Source organism: Thalassobacillus pellis (genome assembly GCF_016908295.1).
In the GTDB taxonomy this organism is placed as follows: domain Bacteria; phylum Bacillota; class Bacilli; order Bacillales; family Halobacillaceae; genus Thalassobacillus; species Thalassobacillus pellis.
In genome coordinates, this window is the sequence record NZ_JAFBDO010000002.1 from 621,966 (window position 1) to 641,868 (window position 19,903).

Annotated in this window: 24 protein-coding genes; 9 read left to right on the forward strand and 15 right to left on the reverse strand. The window is 42.3% G+C overall.

Annotated elements, in window-relative coordinates; translation table 11 throughout:
- Nucleotides 1-66: 66 nt before the first annotated feature.
- Nucleotides 67-1,389 carry a PhoH family protein gene (locus tag JOC33_RS08915; RefSeq protein ID WP_205092141.1) on the reverse strand — a complete coding sequence of 441 codons (1,323 nt, stop codon included), beginning with the start codon at nt 1,387-1,389 and terminating at the stop codon, nt 67-69.
- Nucleotides 1,390-1,504: 115 nt separating this feature from the next.
- Between JOC33_RS08915 and JOC33_RS08920 the strand changes: the two genes are divergently transcribed.
- The gene (locus JOC33_RS08920; protein ID WP_205092142.1) at nt 1,505-2,116 is read left to right on the forward strand and encodes a YhcN/YlaJ family sporulation lipoprotein; all 612 of its coding nucleotides are present in this window, start codon (nt 1,505-1,507) and stop codon (nt 2,114-2,116) included.
- Between the two features lie 12 nt (nt 2,117-2,128).
- On the opposite strand, the gene JOC33_RS08925 is transcribed toward JOC33_RS08920, so the two are convergent.
- Nucleotides 2,129-2,419 carry a hypothetical protein gene (locus tag JOC33_RS08925; RefSeq protein ID WP_205092143.1) on the reverse strand — a complete coding sequence of 97 codons (291 nt, stop codon included), beginning with the start codon at nt 2,417-2,419 and terminating at the stop codon, nt 2,129-2,131.
- 71 nt (nt 2,420-2,490) lie between these two features.
- Complete coding sequence (locus JOC33_RS08930) at nt 2,491-2,943, reverse strand: pyridoxamine 5'-phosphate oxidase family protein (protein ID WP_205092144.1); 453 nt, start codon at nt 2,941-2,943, stop codon at nt 2,491-2,493.
- A 107-nt stretch (nt 2,944-3,050) separates the two neighbouring features.
- Between JOC33_RS08930 and JOC33_RS08935 the strand changes: the two genes are divergently transcribed.
- Nucleotides 3,051-3,254 (forward strand): YlaI family protein, encoded by a 204-nt coding sequence (locus JOC33_RS08935; protein ID WP_205092145.1) that lies wholly within the window; start codon nt 3,051-3,053, stop codon nt 3,252-3,254.
- Between the two features lie 35 nt (nt 3,255-3,289).
- On the opposite strand, the gene JOC33_RS08940 is transcribed toward JOC33_RS08935, so the two are convergent.
- Both JOC33_RS08940 and JOC33_RS08945 read right to left on the reverse strand, forming a co-directional pair.
- Nucleotides 3,290-3,574, reverse strand: coding sequence for a hypothetical protein (locus JOC33_RS08940; protein ID WP_205092146.1), 285 nt, complete (start codon nt 3,572-3,574; stop codon nt 3,290-3,292).
- Between the two features lie 16 nt (nt 3,575-3,590).
- Nucleotides 3,591-3,965 carry a YlaH-like family protein gene (locus JOC33_RS08945; protein WP_205092147.1) on the reverse strand — a complete coding sequence of 125 codons (375 nt, stop codon included), beginning with the start codon at nt 3,963-3,965 and terminating at the stop codon, nt 3,591-3,593.
- A gap of 168 nt (nt 3,966-4,133) precedes the next feature.
- Here JOC33_RS08945 and JOC33_RS08950 point away from each other — a divergent pair, with 168 nt between their 5' ends.
- Nucleotides 4,134-4,313, forward strand: coding sequence for a DUF5325 family protein (locus JOC33_RS08950; RefSeq protein ID WP_205092148.1), 180 nt, complete (start codon nt 4,134-4,136; stop codon nt 4,311-4,313).
- Between the two features lie 189 nt (nt 4,314-4,502).
- Here JOC33_RS08950 and JOC33_RS08955 read toward each other — a convergent pair whose 3' ends face one another.
- Entirely contained in the window at nt 4,503-5,309 is an 807-nt protein-coding gene (locus tag JOC33_RS08955; protein ID WP_205092149.1) for an inositol monophosphatase family protein, read from the reverse strand.
- A 307-nt stretch (nt 5,310-5,616) separates the two neighbouring features.
- Nucleotides 5,617-5,802 (reverse strand): hypothetical protein, encoded by a 186-nt coding sequence (locus JOC33_RS08960; protein WP_205092150.1) that lies wholly within the window; start codon nt 5,800-5,802, stop codon nt 5,617-5,619.
- Between the two features lie 190 nt (nt 5,803-5,992).
- Here JOC33_RS08960 and JOC33_RS08965 point away from each other — a divergent pair, with 190 nt between their 5' ends.
- Nucleotides 5,993-6,622: a YktB family protein gene (locus JOC33_RS08965; RefSeq protein WP_205092151.1), complete on the forward strand. Its 630-nt coding sequence runs from the start codon at nt 5,993-5,995 to the stop codon at nt 6,620-6,622.
- Nucleotides 6,623-7,147: 525 nt separating this feature from the next.
- On the opposite strand, the gene JOC33_RS08970 is transcribed toward JOC33_RS08965, so the two are convergent.
- A complete protein-coding gene (locus tag JOC33_RS08970) occupies nt 7,148-7,423 on the reverse strand; it encodes a UPF0223 family protein (protein ID WP_205092152.1) in 276 nt (91 codons plus the stop codon).
- 14 nt (nt 7,424-7,437) lie between these two features.
- Nucleotides 7,438-8,394 (reverse strand): NAD(P)H-dependent flavin oxidoreductase, encoded by a 957-nt coding sequence (locus tag JOC33_RS08975; RefSeq protein ID WP_205092153.1) that lies wholly within the window; start codon nt 8,392-8,394, stop codon nt 7,438-7,440.
- 127 nt (nt 8,395-8,521) lie between these two features.
- Here JOC33_RS08975 and JOC33_RS08980 point away from each other — a divergent pair, with 127 nt between their 5' ends.
- Complete coding sequence (locus tag JOC33_RS08980; RefSeq protein WP_205092154.1) at nt 8,522-9,991, forward strand: aminotransferase class I/II-fold pyridoxal phosphate-dependent enzyme; 1,470 nt, start codon at nt 8,522-8,524, stop codon at nt 9,989-9,991.
- 104 nt (nt 9,992-10,095) lie between these two features.
- Here the strand turns inward: JOC33_RS08980 and JOC33_RS08985 are convergent, their stop codons facing one another.
- Together JOC33_RS08985 and JOC33_RS08990 are read right to left on the reverse strand one after the other, a co-directional pair.
- Nucleotides 10,096-10,206 carry a GapA-binding peptide SR1P gene (locus tag JOC33_RS08985; protein WP_205092155.1) on the reverse strand — a complete coding sequence of 37 codons (111 nt, stop codon included), beginning with the start codon at nt 10,204-10,206 and terminating at the stop codon, nt 10,096-10,098.
- Nucleotides 10,207-10,361: 155 nt separating this feature from the next.
- On the reverse strand, nt 10,362-10,661 hold the full coding sequence (locus JOC33_RS08990) for a DUF3055 domain-containing protein (protein WP_239534066.1): 300 nt from the start codon (nt 10,659-10,661) through the stop codon (nt 10,362-10,364).
- 123 nt (nt 10,662-10,784) lie between these two features.
- Between JOC33_RS08990 and JOC33_RS08995 the strand changes: the two genes are divergently transcribed.
- Nucleotides 10,785-11,210 carry a DUF1885 family protein gene (locus JOC33_RS08995; protein ID WP_338054489.1) on the forward strand — a complete coding sequence of 142 codons (426 nt, stop codon included), beginning with the start codon at nt 10,785-10,787 and terminating at the stop codon, nt 11,208-11,210.
- Between the two features lie 188 nt (nt 11,211-11,398).
- On the opposite strand, the gene JOC33_RS09000 is transcribed toward JOC33_RS08995, so the two are convergent.
- Nucleotides 11,399-12,244, reverse strand: a complete 846-nt coding sequence (locus tag JOC33_RS09000; RefSeq protein WP_205092156.1) for a polysaccharide deacetylase family protein — start codon at nt 12,242-12,244, stop codon at nt 11,399-11,401.
- Between the two features lie 134 nt (nt 12,245-12,378).
- Between JOC33_RS09000 and JOC33_RS09005 the strand changes: the two genes are divergently transcribed.
- The 3 genes from JOC33_RS09005 to JOC33_RS09015 all read left to right on the forward strand — a co-directional run bounded on the left by JOC33_RS09005 (nt 12,379) and on the right by JOC33_RS09015 (nt 15,929).
- Nucleotides 12,379-13,455 carry an aromatic acid exporter family protein gene (locus JOC33_RS09005; protein WP_205092157.1) on the forward strand — a complete coding sequence of 359 codons (1,077 nt, stop codon included), beginning with the start codon at nt 12,379-12,381 and terminating at the stop codon, nt 13,453-13,455.
- Between the two features lie 15 nt (nt 13,456-13,470).
- Nucleotides 13,471-14,997: a glycine betaine uptake BCCT transporter gene (locus JOC33_RS09010; RefSeq protein WP_275576978.1), complete on the forward strand. Its 1,527-nt coding sequence runs from the start codon at nt 13,471-13,473 to the stop codon at nt 14,995-14,997.
- 569 nt (nt 14,998-15,566) lie between these two features.
- Nucleotides 15,567-15,929 carry a hypothetical protein gene (locus tag JOC33_RS09015; RefSeq protein WP_205092159.1) on the forward strand — a complete coding sequence of 121 codons (363 nt, stop codon included), beginning with the start codon at nt 15,567-15,569 and terminating at the stop codon, nt 15,927-15,929.
- Nucleotides 15,930-16,153: 224 nt separating this feature from the next.
- Here the strand turns inward: JOC33_RS09015 and lpdA are convergent, their stop codons facing one another.
- From lpdA to JOC33_RS09030, 3 genes are read right to left on the reverse strand one after another with little or no spacing between them, the layout of a single operon-like run.
- On the reverse strand, nt 16,154-17,560 hold the full coding sequence (gene lpdA / locus JOC33_RS09020) for a dihydrolipoyl dehydrogenase (protein ID WP_205092160.1): 1,407 nt from the start codon (nt 17,558-17,560) through the stop codon (nt 16,154-16,156).
- 3 nt (nt 17,561-17,563) lie between these two features.
- Complete coding sequence (locus JOC33_RS09025) at nt 17,564-18,892, reverse strand: 2-oxo acid dehydrogenase subunit E2 (protein WP_205092161.1); 1,329 nt, start codon at nt 18,890-18,892, stop codon at nt 17,564-17,566.
- 30 nt (nt 18,893-18,922) lie between these two features.
- Nucleotides 18,923-19,900 (reverse strand): alpha-ketoacid dehydrogenase subunit beta, encoded by a 978-nt coding sequence (locus JOC33_RS09030; RefSeq protein WP_205092162.1) that lies wholly within the window; start codon nt 19,898-19,900, stop codon nt 18,923-18,925.
- Nucleotides 19,901-19,903 lie beyond the last annotated feature (3 nt).

The window sequence follows — 19,903 nt, forward strand, 5'->3', positions numbered from 1 at the left end:
GGATTATGCTGGCTGACTCTTTGAGCATTCCTTAGGAAAACATGCTATTAGCCCCATCATTGCTTGCTAGAGGTAATCAGCTGCAAGCTGTGCCAAAGGTGACCTTTCCCCTTTGATCAATTTAACATGCCCGCTTATCGGGTGCTCCTTGAATTTCTCTACAACGTGTATTAAACCATTATTGTATTCATCCAAATAAGGATGGTCGATCTGCTGGGTGTCCCCGAGCAAAATGATCTTACTTCCTTCCCCGATTCTCGTTAAGATCGTCTTAACTTCATGACGAGTTAGGTTTTGTGCTTCATCGATCAAAATAAGCTGGTCCGGTATGCTCCTCCCTCTGATATAGGTCAGTGCTTCAACTTGGATAGATCCAAGTCCCGACAGGATTCCATCAAGTTCTCCCGGTTTTTTAACATTGAAAAGGTGTTCCAGATTATCATATATCGGCTGCACCCACGGCCTGAGTTTTTCTTCCTTTTCCCCTGGCAGATAGCCGATGTCCTTACCTACCGGAACGATAGGTCTTGCGACTAACATTTTTTTATACAGTCCTAGATCTTCAATCTGCATCAATCCTGCTGCAAGTGCCATCAATGTTTTACCCGTTCCCGCTTTTCCCACCATGGTGACCAAAGGAATATCTTTCCTTAGCAGTAATTCAAGCGCCATCGTCTGCTGGGCATTTCTTGGTTTAATCCCCCATACATGGTCGCTTGAAAAATTGCAGGGCTTCAGGATTCCTGAAGAATTTACAATACCCATGGCTGACTGGGAAGGATTCGCCCTATTTTTCAAAATGAAAAATTCATTGGCATAATAGGATCCTGCCAAATCCTTGATAGGTACGTCACCACTTTTATAAAACCGATCCAGAACCTCTTTGTCGGTATAAATCTCCCTGAAGCCTGTATAGACTTCATCTTTATGGATGGCACGTTCATTCAAGAAGTCTTCTGCTGTTATTCCGAGAGCATCCGCCTTGACCCTCATCAGCATATCCTTGGAAACAAGGATTACCTGCCTTCCATTCGCTTTCTTCTTTTCTTCCTCATGTAAATTCAAGGCAACTGCCAAAATACGGTTATCATTGGTTTTTTCAATGAAAATATCTTCCATTTTCTGATAAGAACGGTGATTCAATTCTATTTTTAACTTTCCGCCCCGCGGTAGAGGGATTCCTTTGTGTAATTTACCTTGAAGTCTCAGTTTGTCAATGATCCTTGATACCTGCCTGGCATTACGGCCAATTTCTTCCATGTGTCGTTTCTTCGTATCCACCTCTTCTAGTACCACTGCCGGAATAACAACATCGTTATCTTCAAAAGTATATATCGAGTTCGGTTCCTGTAATAAGACATTGGTATCCAAGACATAGATTTTTTTCAAAAGGTACGCCTCCTACGTGGATATGTGGTATCGATTATTCTTACCTCATTTATATGTTTGAATGCATAAGGTTAGACGATTGAGAAACCCTAGTATAAAAAGAAGGTGAAATTGAATGCGTAAATGGATGATATTAGCGACTTTCGTTCTCCCGTTAATTTTGATCAGCGCCTGCCAGGGCAATGAACCAGAAACACTAAGACAGGATCGCGAAGGCTCCGGGCCGTTATTAGTAAAGGACTCAGACCCAGTGGAAAGAAAACGGCTTACTAATCAGGAAGAAGCAGAGCATCTTAGCCGTCTCGCAACAGAGGTACCAAACGTAAAGGATGCAACAGCAATTGTCTTTGGTCCTTATGTCATCATCGGGATTGACGTAGATAAAGATCTGGACCGTTCACGTGTCGGCACTATTAAATATTCCGTAGCGGAAACGATGAAACATGATCCTTATGGAAAACAGGCATTAGTCGTTGCGGACGCTGATGGTACTGAACGAATCAGACAGCTCAGCCAAAAAATCCAGCAAGGGCACCCTCTCCAGGCAATCACAAGCGAGCTTAGTGCTATTGTCGGCAGGTATATGCCGGAAATGCCTATTGATGAAGAACAACCTGCTGAACCGGACCAGAATAAAAAGACCATCCCGGAAAATGAACGTAAGCAATTGGAAGATATCGAAAATGATCAATCGAATGATCATCTGAAACAAAAAAATAACAGCTAAATCCTGAGGGATTTAGCTGTTTGTCTTTTCTAGAATTTCACGTTCCTTATCCGTCAGTTCATTATAGTAATTCACACCGAATTGGGAACCTTCAGATACCATTTTTGTGTTTTCAAAATTATCCACTTCCGGTTTCCCTGCTGCATCCACAGGAAAATCACCGGATTCTGACTGTGTCCACTTTTCCTGTAAGGATTTTGCTTTTTGTTTCAACTGATCCCTTTTTGTTTCATCTCTCCAAACGTAAGCTAATGCGCCAGCACCTATCGCACCGACTGCTGAATAAATCCACCTTTTCTTCAAGTCCATCATCCTTTCTGAAACTTCTCACAGATACATTTCCCAAAACAGAGTGGAATGAAACAAATTCCTTCTTATTCTTTCAGTGATTCCATAACTTGGGCATCTAACTTAGCTGCTGCTTCTTCATCATACGTTTTATCATAATCAGGTCCCTTGGATATTTGCGCCCCATAGAACATGACGTCCCTCACTTCTGATATGGCAACTTTTATTTTTGCAAGGTGGACAGGAATAGATGTAATGCGTTCAGTCAATATCTCTGCTTTCCCTTTGATAGAATAAGTGGAGTAGTCATCGATCATTGTCAGAACAACTCCCGGGGAGGTCCGTATGTTATCTACAATGATGGATCGATTGTCAACTGCGAAGACCAGTGCTTTCCTATCTGGGGCAAATACCCAGCTGATGGCATTTACCATCGGGCTTTCACAGGTATGGCTGTAGGTCGACAGCAACATGAATGTTTCCTTCTGTAAAAGTTCAAACTGCGATTGGTTCAGCTGCTCTTCTACTTGATTGGCCATCTTTCATCCTCCTTATATATTGTTAGTCAGGGTGGTAAGCAAATGCTGTTGTATTGTATTTATGTTATAATAACCTTAAACCAAGTGGATAGTTTGAGGTGATTATAATGCGTGTCCAATGTGTGATATGTGATGAGATAGAAAAAATTGACAGTGATTCTCTTCAGGCCAAGCGGTTAAGAAATCGGAGAATCCACACTTATATGTGTCCAAGCTGCCACGACAGAATTGGCGAAAAAACTGAAAAACGTCTGGCCACAGGTAATTTCAGGATATATAAAGAGCGTAAAAAGGAAAAATATTTATCATGATTTATTAAAACCCGAGATAATCCTATCTCGGGTTTTTACGTGTAGTTTCTGAACTTGTGAGGCTCCTTCTTAATCTGATTATGCATGATGTCAATCAGCTCGGAAGGAAAGCGGAAGGTACGTACTTCATCTGCTTTATGGCAAGTTACTGTGTACATCTCTTCGTCCCTGTTTACTACAGCTTTTTCCACGCCATGATCTTCCTGAAGCATCTCATAAAAGAAGGCTGTCGTGTCCACAGCAGAACGATCATCAGGGCGATTGTCAGCGACAACTTTAATGGTCAGCCAATTATAGACCGCATCTTGCAGGGAGTGCATAAAGTCCACCTCATTTTTAATTGGATTCCTGCTTTCTCTGCCTTTCCTGGTGAAGCCTGAAACGGTAGACGGCCAAAACAATCGATGAGGCAAGCAGGCTTTCCGCAATCGGCAGGTTGAGGCCGAGCAGCAATGTTAGAATAAACGTCCCTATCAGCAACACACCATATACGACAACAGATTGCAACAAAGGCAGCTTTCTGGCAAAGCCAAGCTTAAATGTAATAATCGCCAGAATGACAGTAGTCAAATACAATAAAAAGAAGCCGCGGAATAGTAAAGCCACTTCTTCTTGGTTGTTCAAATTCACTTCCGCTCCTAAACCCTGGAAATACATATCTGCAATCGGCCACAGATCGTTAGGAACGTTCAGTATATTATTCTCTCTCATGGTGTTCCCCCTTGCTTTCTCTTGCCTTAATCATACTAGAACATTTCTGTCTGCGCCACCCTAAAATCATTCGATAATTCTCTGTCCAATATGACAAAATACGGCTCAGTTTTCAAACCGTAGAAAGTCAGATATACTTGAAAAGTAATATTAACGAGGTGATATAGCATGCAACATATCCAATGGGACAAAGCATTCATCGCATTTATCGTCATTCTTTGCTTTGTGTTCGTCGGATTTGCCATTGGTATGCGGAACTTTTGGCTTGCCGGTTTATTCTTCCTGCTCGGTCTAGGAACGATGGGGTACGGAATCGCAAAAACAAGGCGAAAAGACGGACAAACTTAAAACAAAAGAGGAAGCGCCTGTTCACCCCCGACCAGCTTAAGGCAGGTCTCGACGTGACGGGCTTTGTCACAGAGGGGTTCGGCTTAAGACCTCGAGGGGGTAGGCGCTGGAGCAGACAAAAAAGCTGCAATCCACTTATCCATCTAAAAAAGCGTTCCTGGCTCGTGCAGCCGGAACGCTTTTTTGTAATCAGACTTTTAACTCTACATAATCCCTGATAATTTCTTGATGAATTTGCTTATTGCATGCCAGCACGGTTGTCTTATCAAGCATGTTTACCGGTTGTCCATCCGCCTGTGTGGTAATGCCTCCGACCTCTTCTAATAGAACCACTCCTGCAGCTATGTCCCAAGGCATCAGACTCATCGTAAGGTAACCGTCTAATATGCCTTCTGCCACATAAGCAAATTCGAGAGCAGCAGAACCAAAGGAGCGAGTGCCTCTTACTTTTTCAACCAGACGGTGGATCCCTTCTTCCGCGACACGTCTATTTTTCAATGCCCAAAAAGCATTGACTGCCAAGATCGATTTATCTAATGTCTGCTCTTTGTTAAGCGGATGGAGCTGTTCATTATTCTTATATGCCCCTTCCCCTTTTTTAGCGGTATAGAGTTGATCTCCCATTACATCATAAATAATCCCAATTTCACCAATTCCATTGTTGTAGATGCCCACAGAAATGGCGAAGTTCCTTTTTTGGTGGACAAAATTCATTGTTCCGTCAATGGGATCAACTATCCAGACGGTGCCATCCAGAGTTTTGATATCATCGCCAAATCCTTCCTCCCCAAACAATTGATGTTCAGGATATTTATCACGGATATTCTTTGCAAAAAATTTCTCAACATCTTTGTCTATTTCCGTCACCAGGTCATTAGGGGAAGATTTCGTGTCAATTGCGAAAGGCTGATTCATTCGTTCCCTTATCCTTCCCCCTGCTTCTTTGACCCAGGCTGATGCTTGCTCAAATAATGATTGTCTAATTTGTTTGTCCATACCTGTAGGTCTCCTTCACTTCAATATCTTTCTATTAATAGCCTATCAAAAAGCCAGAACATGATGCACTTGAAAAAGGTTATTGCGAAAGCGGAAGCGCCTTGCTCACCCCCGACCAGCTTAAGACAAGCCTCGCCGTGACGCTCTTTGTCACAGAGAGGATTGTCTTAAGACCTCGAGGGGGTAGGCGCTGCAGCTGGATGATGCAAAAGCGGAAGCGCCTTGCTCACCCCCGACCAGTTTAAGACAAGCCTTGTTCTATACAGCAAAGAAAAAAGCGAGCAACTTGTTCAGCTGCCCACTTCTGCTATAGCCACTGGAAAAGTTCTGCTCTTAGTTCATTCAGACGTTTTTTGCTCGTTTCAATCTGCGCCTTATCATCCGCCATCATTGCATCATGCAGTGTGACCAGCTCGTAATCTATTTCCATGCGGATAACTGGAAGTTTTTCTTCTGCTTCTCTTCGTCTCAATGCCTCCATAACACGCTTCACGAGATCTCCCTCCCTTTGGAGCCTTCCTTTAATTCTATTTATATGAGGTATGAGCTTGTTCAGTTTGTGTTTTATTTACTTTTATTTAACCAATTTTACGATGATTTAAACCACCTAATCGTTTCACTTATAAGAAAAGCAGTGTTGTGATAAACTTTCGAATAGGAAAGAGCTTATAGGAGTTGATGTTATGACAAATTTCCAAGGTTTCGAGGAAAAGGACTTTAATGTATTTTCCATAGAAGGTCTCGATGAAAGGATGGACGCATTAAAAACGTATGTCTCCCCAAAACTGGAGCAGGTAGCTGAAGAACTTGCCCCTGAACTGACCGCCATGACTGAAGATGAAATGTTTGTCCATGTGGCAAGGCATGCAAGAAGAACAAAAAATCCGCCAGATGATTCCTGGGCAGCTCTTGCAAATAGTAAACGGGGATATAAAAAACTCCCCCACTTCCAAATCGGCCTGTGGGAGACGCATTTATTCCTATGGTTCGCCGTCATTTACGAGAGCCCGATTAAACAGGATTTTGCTAAAAAGCTAAAAAAACGCAAGAAAAAAATTCTAAAAGAAATTCCTGATAATTTTGTCTGGTCTGTTGACCATACTAAACCTGATACCATTCCCCATAAGAATTTAAGACAGAAGGATTTTGATGAAATGGTAGACCGGCTCGGGAATGTGAAAAAAGCGGAAATTCTATGTGGTATTACCATCGACCGCAAGGATTCCATTGTCAGTGACGGTGAAGCCTTTTTAAAAACCTGTCAGGAAACGTTTCAACAATTGGAGCCCTTGTACCAATTGGCGAAGGAATAACCAAATACAAGCTTTAATTAATGGGTCTGTTCCATAAGTCTGTAATAGACTAATTGGGGCAGCCTTTTCTGTATTGTTGATACCGGAAAAGTATGGCTGGGAAACGATTCCCTTTCCGCAGGGAAGACGACAAGTCTCCTCGGGCTTCGCCCTGCGGGGCCTCGTCAGCCTTGCCTCTCCTGCAGGAGTCTCATCGTTTCCCCGCCCAAATTGGCAATCAACAATGCAAAGATCTCCTTTTTTACTTATTAGAAAAAACTTAGCTTGACGCCAAGTCTTTATGGCGAAATCCTTAGTTTTACTTATACTTTAATTCTTTAACAAAGTTAAACTTTCTACCCTGAAAATAATAATCAATCGGTTCATTTTTATTCCCCTGCTGATGCATTGTTGGTGCATGTTTGTCTTACGAAAAAACCACAAAGAAAGATCAACTTCTTCGTGGTTTTTCATTTCAACTAGACCTTTTGAGACTGCCCCTTCATTTATTATAATGTAATCTTTCTTGAAAAGAAGAGGCTTCGTCTATTGGCGCATCGAAACCTTTGCGCCATTTTCCAGTTCTTTAGCTTTTTTAACTGCATGATAACCAGAGTATCCGGATTCTTTTTCAAATTTCTTAAAAAGCTGCTTCTCTTCGCTTTTCGATGGCACAATTTGTTTAAAGCGAGTATAGGCCATCATTAAATCTTCTCGTTTGACTGATTGTTCATAGGCTTTTTCCACCAGTGAGTAAAAATTTACGACATCGACGATTTCCTCTTTCGTCCAGATTTCATCGATTGGATAACTGTAACTCATTTATACCAACTCCTTTAACACCATTTTGACCGGATATCTTCTGCTTCTTTAAGCATTCGTGAAAATAATTCCGAGACAGAAGGAACATCTTTTATTCGGGATGCAATTTGCCCTGCCCATCCGAATCCGTCCTCATATTTTCCTTCATAAATGTAGCGTTTATTAGCCTCCCCGCTAATGTATTCCCGTAACCCTTCATAGCCAGGGTTTTCTTTTTCGAGCAGCAGTATTTTTTCTGTCCATTTATTTTTCAAAGCTCTGGCAGGTGCATTTAATGAACGCTTAATGACCGTGGTTCCCAATTCATCTGCCTCAATCAACGCCTTCTTATAATTTTCGTGAGCATGGAGGCATTCTTTTGTTGCTATAAAACGCGTCCCCATTTCAATTCCCTCTGCTCCAAGACTGAGAGCTGCCATCAGTCCTCTGCCGTCTCCGATTCCTCCTGAAGCTATGACTGGAATGGACACGGCATCCACTACCTGTGGCGTCAGGACAAATGTTCCTATGTCATCCCTTCCGATATGACCCCCGCCTTCCTGTCCGACAACCATTACTGCATCTGCTCCGAGTTGCTCCGCTTTTTCTGCCTGTCTTCTCGCAGCCACAAGAACCAGTTTCTTGATGTTTGTACCTTTAAGACGATCCAGCACCGGCTTCGGATTACCTCCCGTCACTGAAATAACCGGGACGTTCTCCTCTACTGCAGCTGTTACCATATGCTCGTATGGTCTCCCGTGCTGGCCAATGGCAAAATTCACGCCAAATGGTTTATCAGTCATGCTTCTTACTTTATTGATTTCTTCTTTTAACTGCTCAGGAGTTTCCAGACTCATGGCTGTGATTTGGCCAAGTCCTCCTGCATTAGATACAGCTGCAGCGAGGTCGGCATAAGCGAGATGGGCCAATCCTCCCTGAACGATAGGGTATGTAATTCCTAACAGTCTGCTCACTTCCGTTTCCCACTTCATATAACCCCTCCAGTCAAGTATGTGCTCGTAAATGCGGATATAAGCCTGCATTTTCAGCTAGCCACATCTACTTACTTCTGCTATAATTCTCTTGTTTTATGATATCAGTTATGAAGAGGTGTAGCTATTGTTTCAAGACAGAACTCCGCTATTTTCCGGACTGCTCGAACATGTCCGTAGAAATCCTGTCCAATTCCATATACCAGGACATAAAAAAGGAAAAGGAATGGATGAAAGTTTCCGGAATTTTATTGGAGAAAAGGCTTTATCCATAGATTTGATCAATATTGAACCATTGGATGATTTACATCACCCACATGGGATGATTAAAGAAGCTCAGGAGTTGGCCGCAAATGCATTTGGCGCAGATTACACCTTTTTTTCTGTCCAAGGAACCAGCGGAGCCATTATGACGATGGTAATGAGCGTATGTAAACCGGGCGATAAAATAATCGTACCTCGAAACATCCATAAATCCGTTACGTCTGCGATTATTTTTTCAGGTGCCACACCGATATTCATACATCCGGAAATAGATGAACGGCTTGGGATATCCCACGGGATTACCCCAAGAGCAGTTGAAAAAGCACTGGAAGCAAACCCTGACGCGAAGGCTGTCCTTGTCATTAATCCCACTTACTTTGGTATCTCGGCCGATCTGAAGCATATTGTCGACATCGCTCATTCTTTCCTCGTACCTGTACTTGTTGATGAGGCACACGGGGTTCATATTCATTTTCACGATGATCTGCCTGTTTCAGCTATGCAGGCCGGTGCCGATTTGGCTGCAACGAGCGTCCATAAGCTTGGCGGCTCGCTGACCCAGAGTTCCGTATTGAATTTGAAGGAAGGATTCGTGTCCCACGAGCGTGTCCAGGCTGTCTTATCTATGCTTACGACTACATCGACTTCTTATATCCTGCTAGCTTCTTTGGATACTGCAAGAAGACATCTTGCCATTCACGGGAAAGCAATGATAGAGCAGGCTATTGCATTAGCTGCATACGCACGCAAGGAGCTTAAAAATGTCGAGGGATTATACTGTGTCGGCGAAGAAATAATCGGAAGCGATGCCACATATCACTACGATCCGACGAAACTGATTATTTCTGTCAAAGATCTTGGAGTAACCGGTTATGATGTTGAAGTATGGTTAAGAACGCATTATAACATCGAAGTAGAACTCTCTGACCTCTATAATATCCTGTGTATCGTAACACCCGGGGACACAGAAGAAACAGTCAATACCCTTCTGCACGCCTTAAAAGTATTATCTTCGGAAAAAACAAAGTCAGCAACTCAAAAAGAAGTGGTTGTCCAGGTACCTGAAATCCCAATTTTAGCTCTTTCACCCCGGGATGCATTTTATGCTGAAACAGAGGTTATCCCGTTCAAAGATGCTATAGGTAGAATCAGTGCCGAATCAATCATGATTTATCCACCAGGTATTCCAATTTTTATCCCGGGGGAAATCATCACAGAAGATAATATCCATTATATCTTGACCAATTTATCAGCAGGGCTGCCGGTACAGGGGCCGGAGGATGAGACCCTGGAAACCATACGCGTTATTAAAGAACACCGGGCATTCAAATAAATATTTAAATAGACAATTAAAAGTTACCAATGAGAAAACCCACGGAATATACTCCGTGGGTTTTTCTAATGGTGGCTTATATTAATCAGCCGGACATAAAACAATTATTCTTCTTCTGAATTGCAAGATGGACACTTACTGTATAGCGTGGATACCTTCTCATCATCATAATGCTCAATAATCTGCTGGCAATCCTGACAAACAATTGTACCCATAGATCTTCCATCTCCTTTAAGGTTAGTGTAATCGTTTTCAAGTTATGTGTTTATTTTAATATGTCACATTTAAAAAATCAAGCCCAAATAGTATGACATTTTTATTTCATTGCCAACCATTTTGTTACCTTATTAGAAGATAGAAGGGATTATACTTATTCGTAAGAGGCTTCAATTAACTCGGAAGGCGGCACAACCTCATCCAGAAAATCGGCAAGATCCATGGCAACTCGATAATTTGGAAGCTTGAATTTTGTTAAGAGGTAATCCAGATCCCTGATATCTGCACCATCAATCAATGCTGATTGGCCTGTCTGCATACAGATGATGAGCGGCTTACCGAAGAATTGGCTTGTATATACGATTCCAAAATCATACCTTCCCTCCATAGTCGTAAAACCGATGAACCTTACATTTGACTGTTCCATCTCATCATACAATTTTTCCATTTCCATAATGCGCCCTCCTTTATTATTTTCAGCCTAAAAAGGCTTTTTTCTGATTTGTGTGACAAATTTAATTGAGTAAACCATATATATAGTGCTAACATAATATTATATTACGCTATGGGAGATGGGATGATGGGAAAAAGTGCGTACATATACTTACTGGATGACAGTATCCAGCAGCAGATTACATTAGGTGAAGTACACAAGCTTTTGGAATATTATCAGGAAATTACGGCGAAGACAGGCTCACAATTGGATTGGAATTACAACGGACACGCTTTTCCATACATGATCAGTGAAAGCAAGCATGAAAACGGAAGTTATTTGACGCTTAGGGGACAGGAATCCGATTATGGGTATATCCTTATTGGAGTAGGTTCTAAGAATGATGGTAAAGGAAATGACGTCATACAGGTGACATTGCCGGAAGCATCCACACATGGAGACAAGAATAAGGGAGTGGAACTGGCTAAATTCATTGCGAAGAAATTAGAAGGTCAACTGCATTTATTCAATGGCAGGGTTATGTATTATTATAAACGAAAATTATCATAAATAGAATAAATATGCATTATTTTGGTAAAAAATAAAAACGGAAGCATTGAGGTTCTATGTCACAGAGCGGATCGCCTTATAAAGAAAAGGCTGTTCCGGAAGATTCCGGAACAGCCTTTTCTATTACTACTCCATAGTACTTAAATTAGTTTCTTTCTCAGATGTTATCTCCACACTTTTTGGAGTAATCACGGCGTTTTTATTAAATCGGGATTTAGGAGTTCGAAACCCTTCTCGCGCAGACCGGATACAATATCATCCAGAGCATTTGCTGTCCATTCGCGGTCATGCATCAGCAGGTTGGCACCATTGGCCAGTAAAGGTGTGTTTACCATGATGTCAGCAATCGCTTTTTCGGTCATATACTCTTTATCCCAATCATAGCCGTACGTCCAATTCATTACAAGCATACCCTCTTCCTTTGCCAGATGCTTGGAATACTCCGTGTTTTGTCCAAATGGCGCCCGGAAAAATTTCGGCCGTTCACCGATGATAGCTTCAATTCTATCGTTCAAGCCGACAATTTCTTCATGTTGTTCCTGCTTTGTCAGATCAGGTAAAGATGAGTGGGATGCTGTATGGTTTCCAATAGCAAAGCCCAGTTCATGGATTTTTTTTAATTGGGCCGCTTCCTCCGGCGTATCGATAAAATGCCCATTCACAAAAAATATCGCAGGGGCTTCCAGTGATTTTAAGGTTTTCGCCATTTCAAGGCCGTGTTTATCCGGAGCATCGTCAATGGTAAGTAGAGCCACTTTTGCATTCCCTTCCGAAGTTATCGGTTGAAAAGACCAATTATTTGAGAGTTCATACATTGGTTCTGTTTTTTTTAGTTCTTCTTTTTCCTTCTTCTGCTGATCTGCATGCTTTTGGCTCTCTGTTTCTTCTTTCATACTATCTCCTTTTGATTCACTGGCTTTATCTTTCTTTGTCTCTTCAGCCTTTACTACTTCTTCTGTTGGTTGTGCTGTTTGCTCACTTCCACACGCTCCAAGAAGGATCATACACAGAATTAAACCTAGTACTTGCTTCATTTGATTACCCCCGCTGTTATGTATTTCCAGTTTAATACTTTATATTATAAAGGAAAATAAATAGTTTTTACTATGGTTTTTGGGAGATTTATATTAGAATGTGTAATGGGAAAAACAAACCAAGGAGAAGTCCAATGCTGAATCAACTGAGATCATTTAAATTATTCGGCAGCCGTACATTAAAGACAGGCATTGCTGTTTTTTTTACCGCATTGATATGCGGTTATTTTGATTGGCCGGTTATTTTTGCCGTCATTACCGCCATTGTTACCATTGAGCATACGGCAGCGGACTCTATTCGCAAAGCAGCTGTCCGGTTCCCTGCTTCTGCGATCGGAGCCGTTCTAGCCACTACTTTTTATGGTCTATTAGGAAAAGGAGCTATTACTTTTGCGCTGGCAGCTATGCTGACTATTGCCGTATGTCACCGGCTCGGTCTTAATGATGGCATACTTGTTGCTACGATAACAGCGATTGCCATGATTCCTACTTTCCAGGAACATTATGTTGTTTCGTTCCTGATCAGATTGGGTACTACTTCTATTGGTATAGTTATTTCTACCCTGGTCAATTTTTTTCTTTTGCCGCCGAATTATTTTCCCAGCATCCATCAGAATATCCCGCGCTTATACAGCCAATCATCTGCTCTGATGGCACAAATATTACAACCGTTGATCAGCGGCAATCGTAGAAATTATCGATCACTTGAGCGCAGTTACCGTCAATTGACTTCCTTATTGGAGGAAACTCTCCAGCTTGCCAAATTCCAAAGAGAAGAATGGAAATACCATAAACATTCGAGCAAAGAAGTGCGGGCGATTCATTTTTCTCAGAAACAATTGACGTTGTTGCAGCAAATTACCTATCATTTAGGAAATCTCCGCTATATCAGGACAACACAGGAGGACTTCAGTGAGCGGGAACTCGAAGTCTTGAAGCGAATGATTCTTTCATTTGTGGCTATATTAAAAAAGCCGGGTGATGGTATGCCGCCAGAACATATAAAAGGTATTCAGGAGCTAGATGAAATGTTCTGGAAATGGAAAGAAGAACATGTCAAACAAGAAACCGAGCAAAAGCACCATCTCCCCCCACAAACTGTCTTGATATATGAATTACTTTGTTTGCATGAAGTACTGGAAGAGTTAGAGAAATTATATCTATCTAAATTTGCAGACAAACTTTCCGGAGAAAACAATCCAGAAACTTAAGAAAGGATGATGAGATTGAAGCAAGTCAGCAAAGTGTTTTACATTTCCGTTGCAATTGCATTCCTTTTCATAATCTGGGGTGTTATTCCAAAGGAAGTATTACCTACTTGGAACCTGAATAACATTACCACAAACGTACAAGGGTTCATTACTGAAAAATTCGGATGGTTCTATCTGCTTTCTGCTACAGGCTTCCTGGCATTCGCCATTTTCTTGATCTTTTCCAAATATGGAAACTTGAAGCTCGGAAAGCCGGACGATGAACCAGAATACTCCTACATTACCTGGTTCGCCATGTTGTTCAGTGCAGGTATGGGTATTGGACTAGTCTTCTGGGGGGCAGCTGAACCTTTGTCCCACTTCCATACACCGCCTTACGGTGAGGGCGGCACAGAGGATGCAGCCAAAGTAGCGATGCGTTATAGCTTTTTCCACTGGGGATTACATCCATGGGCTATTTATGCAGTCATCGCTTTAGCACTAGCTTACTTTAAATTTAGAAAAAATGCGCCAGGGGTAGTCAGTGCAGCACTTGTTCCGTTGCTCGGAGAGGACAGAATTAAAGGACCACTTGGAACGACAATTGATGTCATTGCTGTTTTTGCAACAATTTTTGGTGTCGCCACTTCCCTAGGTTTTGGCGCTTTGCAGATTTCCAGTGGAATGTCTTACCTGATACCTGGATTAGAAGACACATTCACACTACAGCTTATCATTATTATTGTCGTTACGTTCTTGTTTATGATTTCAGCTATGACAGGATTGAATAAAGGGATCAAATACTTGAGTAATACGAATATCGTATTGGCTATCGGCCTAATGGTATTCCTTTTATTCGCTGGTCCGACTAATTTCATCATGGATCTCTTTACAACGACATTCGGTTCATATATTCAGCACCTGCCACAAATGAGTTTCCGAATGACACCATTTGCAGAAAACAGTTCCTGGGTAAATGGCTGGACGATTTTCTACTGGGCATGGTGGATTTCCTGGGCACCATTTGTGGGTACGTTCATAGCCCGTGTTTCCAAAGGACGTACGATTCGAGAATTCATTCTGGGCGTACTATTAGTTCCGACTATTTTCGGTGCACTATGGTTCTCCATTTTCGGTGGAACTGCAATCAATCTGGAGTACTTCCAGAATACGAATCTTCAGTCGCTTGTTTCTGATCTAGGACCAGAAGTTGCCCTATTTGGGATGCTGGAACAAATTCCACTTGGTATGGTCATGTCTATTATCGGCCTTTGCCTGATCAGTACTTTCTTTGTCACATCTGCAGACTCTGCAACATTCGTGCTTGGTATGCAAACGACAGGAGGAAGCCTGAACCCACGTAACCAGGTGAAATTCGTTTGGGGAATAATCCAGGCGGGAGCAGCTGCCGTCCTATTATGGCAAGGCGGCCTGACAGCCCTTCAGACGGCAGCCATTATCGCAGCATTTCCGTTCACTTTTATAATGATTATGCTTTGCTTCTCCTTGGTAAAAACTTTCTCTGCAGAAGCGAAGAAAGTAAATTTGAAAAAAGAAAAATAATATAACTGCGTTACAAAAAAACTGCCCCTGACAGGTCTATCATGACTTAAAGGGGCAGTTCTTTTTTTTACCTTTTCTACAAGAAGCTAATCATTGATATTGTACTAAATGACTGTTTTCATTTATGTTCCAATCATAAGTCCACAGTTAAACAGATATCTCACATTTTAAGCCTACACTCCTCCTATCAACATCAAGTAAAGGAAGTCCCCCACACATACAAATCCCCCCGCAATAAAAGAATGAAGGAGACGCCGTGTACTATCCGCTCCCCATTTTTTCATAATTACTGCGCCAGTATATGCCCAACACAAGAAAAGAATCCCTCTGAACAGTTCATGGTCTTTATGAGATAAATGGAGAGCTATCAGGTAACTGCTCCACCATATGATTAACAGTTGGTATAAAATCCATGTGCGCATCTATGTAACCCTTTCTATATCATTTTTTTCATAGATAAAACGGAAGCATTTCACTTCCATGACATTTCAATAACATCCGAAAATTAAGGTGTTTCCTCTGTTAAAATTTAAGCAAACATCTTCTCCATAGAAAGAGAGTGGATCAACATGGCCAAGGTAGTTTTTCCTTTAGTAACGATGCTTCTAATGGTTGCAGGTTGTACACCCGGACAGAAAAATATAGAAGTAATCAGTACCGCCCCAGAAGGCTATGAGGTTTATCTCTTTACAGATAAGCAAGCGTCAGAAAAACAAGCTGCCTACTTGAATGCTTTTTTGGAATTCCGAAATGAATATTATGGTGGCTCCCTCGATTTTAAAAAGCGTTCACCCGAATTGGTAAAACTACATGAAGAAGTTTCCCAATACCCTACTCTTATCATATTAAAAAATGGTAAAACAATTACACAGATTTCCGGACATGCGGAGCAGGGAGAAGTCTTTCAGCAACTATCATCACTTGTGGAATAATAAGGTATTTATTTAAACACAAATAGAGGCTGGGAGGAACTTTTTATAAAACAAACATTCACTTCCCCTTTTTCATTTCCACTCAGGAGTCATCTCAAGCCTTGCAGTTATATTCAATTAGTACCCACACTTATAACTACCAATTCTTAATAAGGAATTTGATTTTTCCTCGATAATCAAAAAATCCTGGACCAATAGTGGTCCAGGATTTTCTATTATAGCTATTATTTGATATGAATTGGAGTACCTAGTGCAACTTCTGCTGTTTCCATTGTAATTTCACCAAGAGATGGGTGAGCATGGATAGTCAGTGCCAAGTCTTCAGCTGTCATGCCAGTTTCGATGGCAAGTCCAAGCTCAGCGATCATATCACTGGCGTTTGCACCAGCAACCTGTGCGCCGATGACTAGTCCATCGTCTTTGCGGGTGATCATTTTTACAAAACCGTCTGTATCATTCAACGAAAGCGCACGTCCATTAGCCGCAAACGGGAACTTGGATGCTTTGACATCATATCCAGCTTCTTTGGCTTCACTTTCCGTGTAACCGACAGACGCAAGTTCCGGATCGGAGAAGACTACCATCGGAATTCCAAGGTAATCGATCTCTGATTTTTCACCACTTATAACTTCTGCTGCAATTTTTCCTTCATAGGAAGCTTTGTGTGCAAGTGGCGGTCCTTCTACGATATCACCGATTGCGAAAATGTTGTCGACATTAGTACGGCACTGCTTATCAATTTTGATAAGACCCTCGTCTGTCATGTCCACACCGACCTGCTCCAGGCCGATTTCATCAGTGTTTGGACGACGGCCAACAGTGACAAGCAGGTAGTCCGCTTCAATCGTTTTTTCTTCGCCTTTGACTTCATAAGTCACTTTGACACCGTCTTTGGTTTCTTCGACGCCTTGTGCCATTGCATTGGTTACCACATCTACGCCTTTCTTCTTAAGACGTTTCTTCACGAGCTGGGTCATTTGCTTTTCAAAACCGCCAAGAATATCTTTGGTACCTTCAAGAATAGTGACTTCTGTATCAAAATCAGCATAAGCAGTACCAAGCTCTGTTCCTATATAACCGCCGCCGATAACTACCATTTTTTTAGGAATCTCTTCCAGGTTCAATGCACCTGTAGAGTCAAGTACACGATCGGAATATTTGAAATTTGGAAGCTCGATCGGACGGGAGCCCGTCGCAATTATACAGTTATTAAAAGTGTAAGTCTGGGAATTCTTATCATCCATGATGCGTACAGTATTTTTGTCGACAAAATATACTTCGCCTTTGACGATATCTACTTTATTGCCTTTAAGTAGACCTTCTACACCGCCTGTGAGCTTATCAACAACTTTACCCTTCCATTCTTGCACCTTGGAAAAGTCTACAGTCGTATTTTCAGACTTGATTCCCATATCGTCTTCGCCCTTAGCGTGAGCAAAACGGTGCCCTGCCTGGATAAGAGCCTTGGAAGGGATACAGCCGACATTCAGGCAAACCCCGCCAAGAGTTCCTTTATCAACAATGGTTACTTTTTGCCCTGTTTGGGCAGCACGGATAGCGGCTACATAACCGCCAGGACCCGCGCCAACTACTAACGTATCTAGTTCAATTGGAAAATCTCCTACTACCATACTTTACGCCTCCATCATAATTAGTTGTGGATCGTTCAGTAAACGCTTGATGTGGTTCATTGCCAATTGCGCTGTGGCACCGTCGATAATCCGGTGGTCAAAGCTCAAGGACAATGCAAGGACTGGTGCAACTACTACTTCACCGTCCCGGACAACAGGTTTTTCTGCAATACGTCCGATTCCAAGGATCGCCACTTCCGGATGGTTGATGACCGGAGTAAACCATTGGCCGCCGGCAGATCCGATATTTGTAATTGTAGTTGAACCGCCTTTCATTTCTTCAGAAGACAGTTTACCATCACGAGCTTTTACAGCAAGTTCGTTGATTTCGCTTGAAATCGAGAATACAGATTTGCGGTCTGCGTCTTTTACGACTGGAACGAGCAATCCTTTATCTGTATCTGCTGCAATACCAATATTATAGTAGTGTTTGTGGATGATTTCATCCGTTTCGTCATCAACTTGTGTATTCAAGGAAGGATATTTCTTCAGCGCAGACACAAGTGCTTTAACGACATATGGAAGATATGTCAGCTTAATATCCTGCTCTGCAGCTACAGCCTTGAATTTCTTACGGTGGTCAACAAGTGCAGTTACATCTACTTCATCCATCAATGTAACATGGGGAGCCGTATGCTTGGAATTGACCATCGCTTTGGAGATAGCTTTTCTGATACCGCTCATTTTCTCACGGGTTTCTGGATATTGTCCTTCAAGCTGTGGCGCTTGTTTCTCTTGAGATGCTGCAGCACTTTGATCTTTTGCTTCCTCTTTTGCTTCGGTGCTTTCTGCTTCTTTCTGGTCGCCGCTCAAGTATGCATCAACATCTTCTTTCGTCACACGGCCGTTCTTTCCAGTGCCTTTAACTTTGCGGATATCGACATCATTATCGCGGGCATGTTTACGGACAGAAGGCATAGCAATGACACGCTTACTCTCATCGACATCTTCTTCTTCTTCAGATGCTTTAGCAGCAGGCTTGTCTTCTTCTTTCTCACCTTTTTCTTCCGTTGCAGCCTGTTTATCTTCTTTCTTTTCTTCTTCTTTGCTTTCTTCCTTCGGTGCTTCTTCCTCACTATCGTCGGATTCATAGCCTTCCGCATCGAAAGTGATAATCGTTTCACCTACCGTTGTGGTGGTACCTTCATCAACCAAAACATCTTTGACCGTACCTTCCACTGGCGATGGGATTTCTACGACTGCTTTATCATTTTGCACTTCGCAAAGTACATCATCTTCTTTTACATCGTCTCCGGCTTTGACAAACCATTTGACGATTTCACCTTCATGGATACCTTCACCGATATCCGGCAGTTTAAATTCGTAAGCCACGTAAAATGCCTCCTTTATTTTAGGTTTCTTTTAGAAGTTCATGACACGGTTTACTTTTTCCACAATATCGTTGTGGTTAGGCAGCCATACCTGTTCTGCCTGGGAGAAAGGGTATACTGTATCTGGAGCTGTCACACGAAGGACAGGCGCTTCCAAATGAAGAATCGCTTTCTCCTGGATTTCAGAAACGATCTGGGCAGCTACACCTGCTTGTTTCTGCGCTTCTTGAAGAACGACCGCTCTGTTCGTTTTCTGGACAGATTCGATAATTGTTTCATAATCGATTGGAGCTACTGTACGAAGGTCGATGACTTCCGCTTCAATTCCATCTTTTTCAAGTTCTTCAGAAGCTTTAAGAGCAGTATGCACCATCGCACCATAAGCGACTAAAGTTACATCTTTACCCTCACGCTTCACTTCGGCTTTGCCGAGTTCAATTGTATATTCTTCTTCCGGAACTTCTTCACGGAAGGAACGGTAAAGCTTCATATGCTCAAGGAAAATAACAGGATCATTGTCCCTGATTGATTGGATCAGCAATCCTTTTGCATCATAAGGATTGGAAGGAATGACTACTTTCAGTCCAGGCTGCTGTGTCATGAGACCTTCCAGGCTGTCTGCGTGAAGTTCTGGCGTATGAACCCCGCCGCCAAATGGAGAACGGACAGTGATCGGCATTGGACGGGTACCGCCTGAACGGTAACGGTAGCGTGCCATTTGTCCATTGATTGCATCCATGGTTTCGTAAACAAAACCGAAGAACTGGATTTCTGGCACTGGACGGAAGCCTGTCAGAGCAAGTCCGATTGACATGCCGCCTATTCCGGATTCAGCTAGTGGTGTATCAAAGACGCGATCTTCACCGAACTCTTTCTGCAGTCCTTCCGTCGCACGGAAAACCCCGCCATTTAAACCGACGTCTTCACCGTAGACAAGCACGTTTTCATCATTTTTCAGTTCTGTGCGCATCGCATCAGTGATAGCTTGGATCATTGTCATTTGTGCCATGAT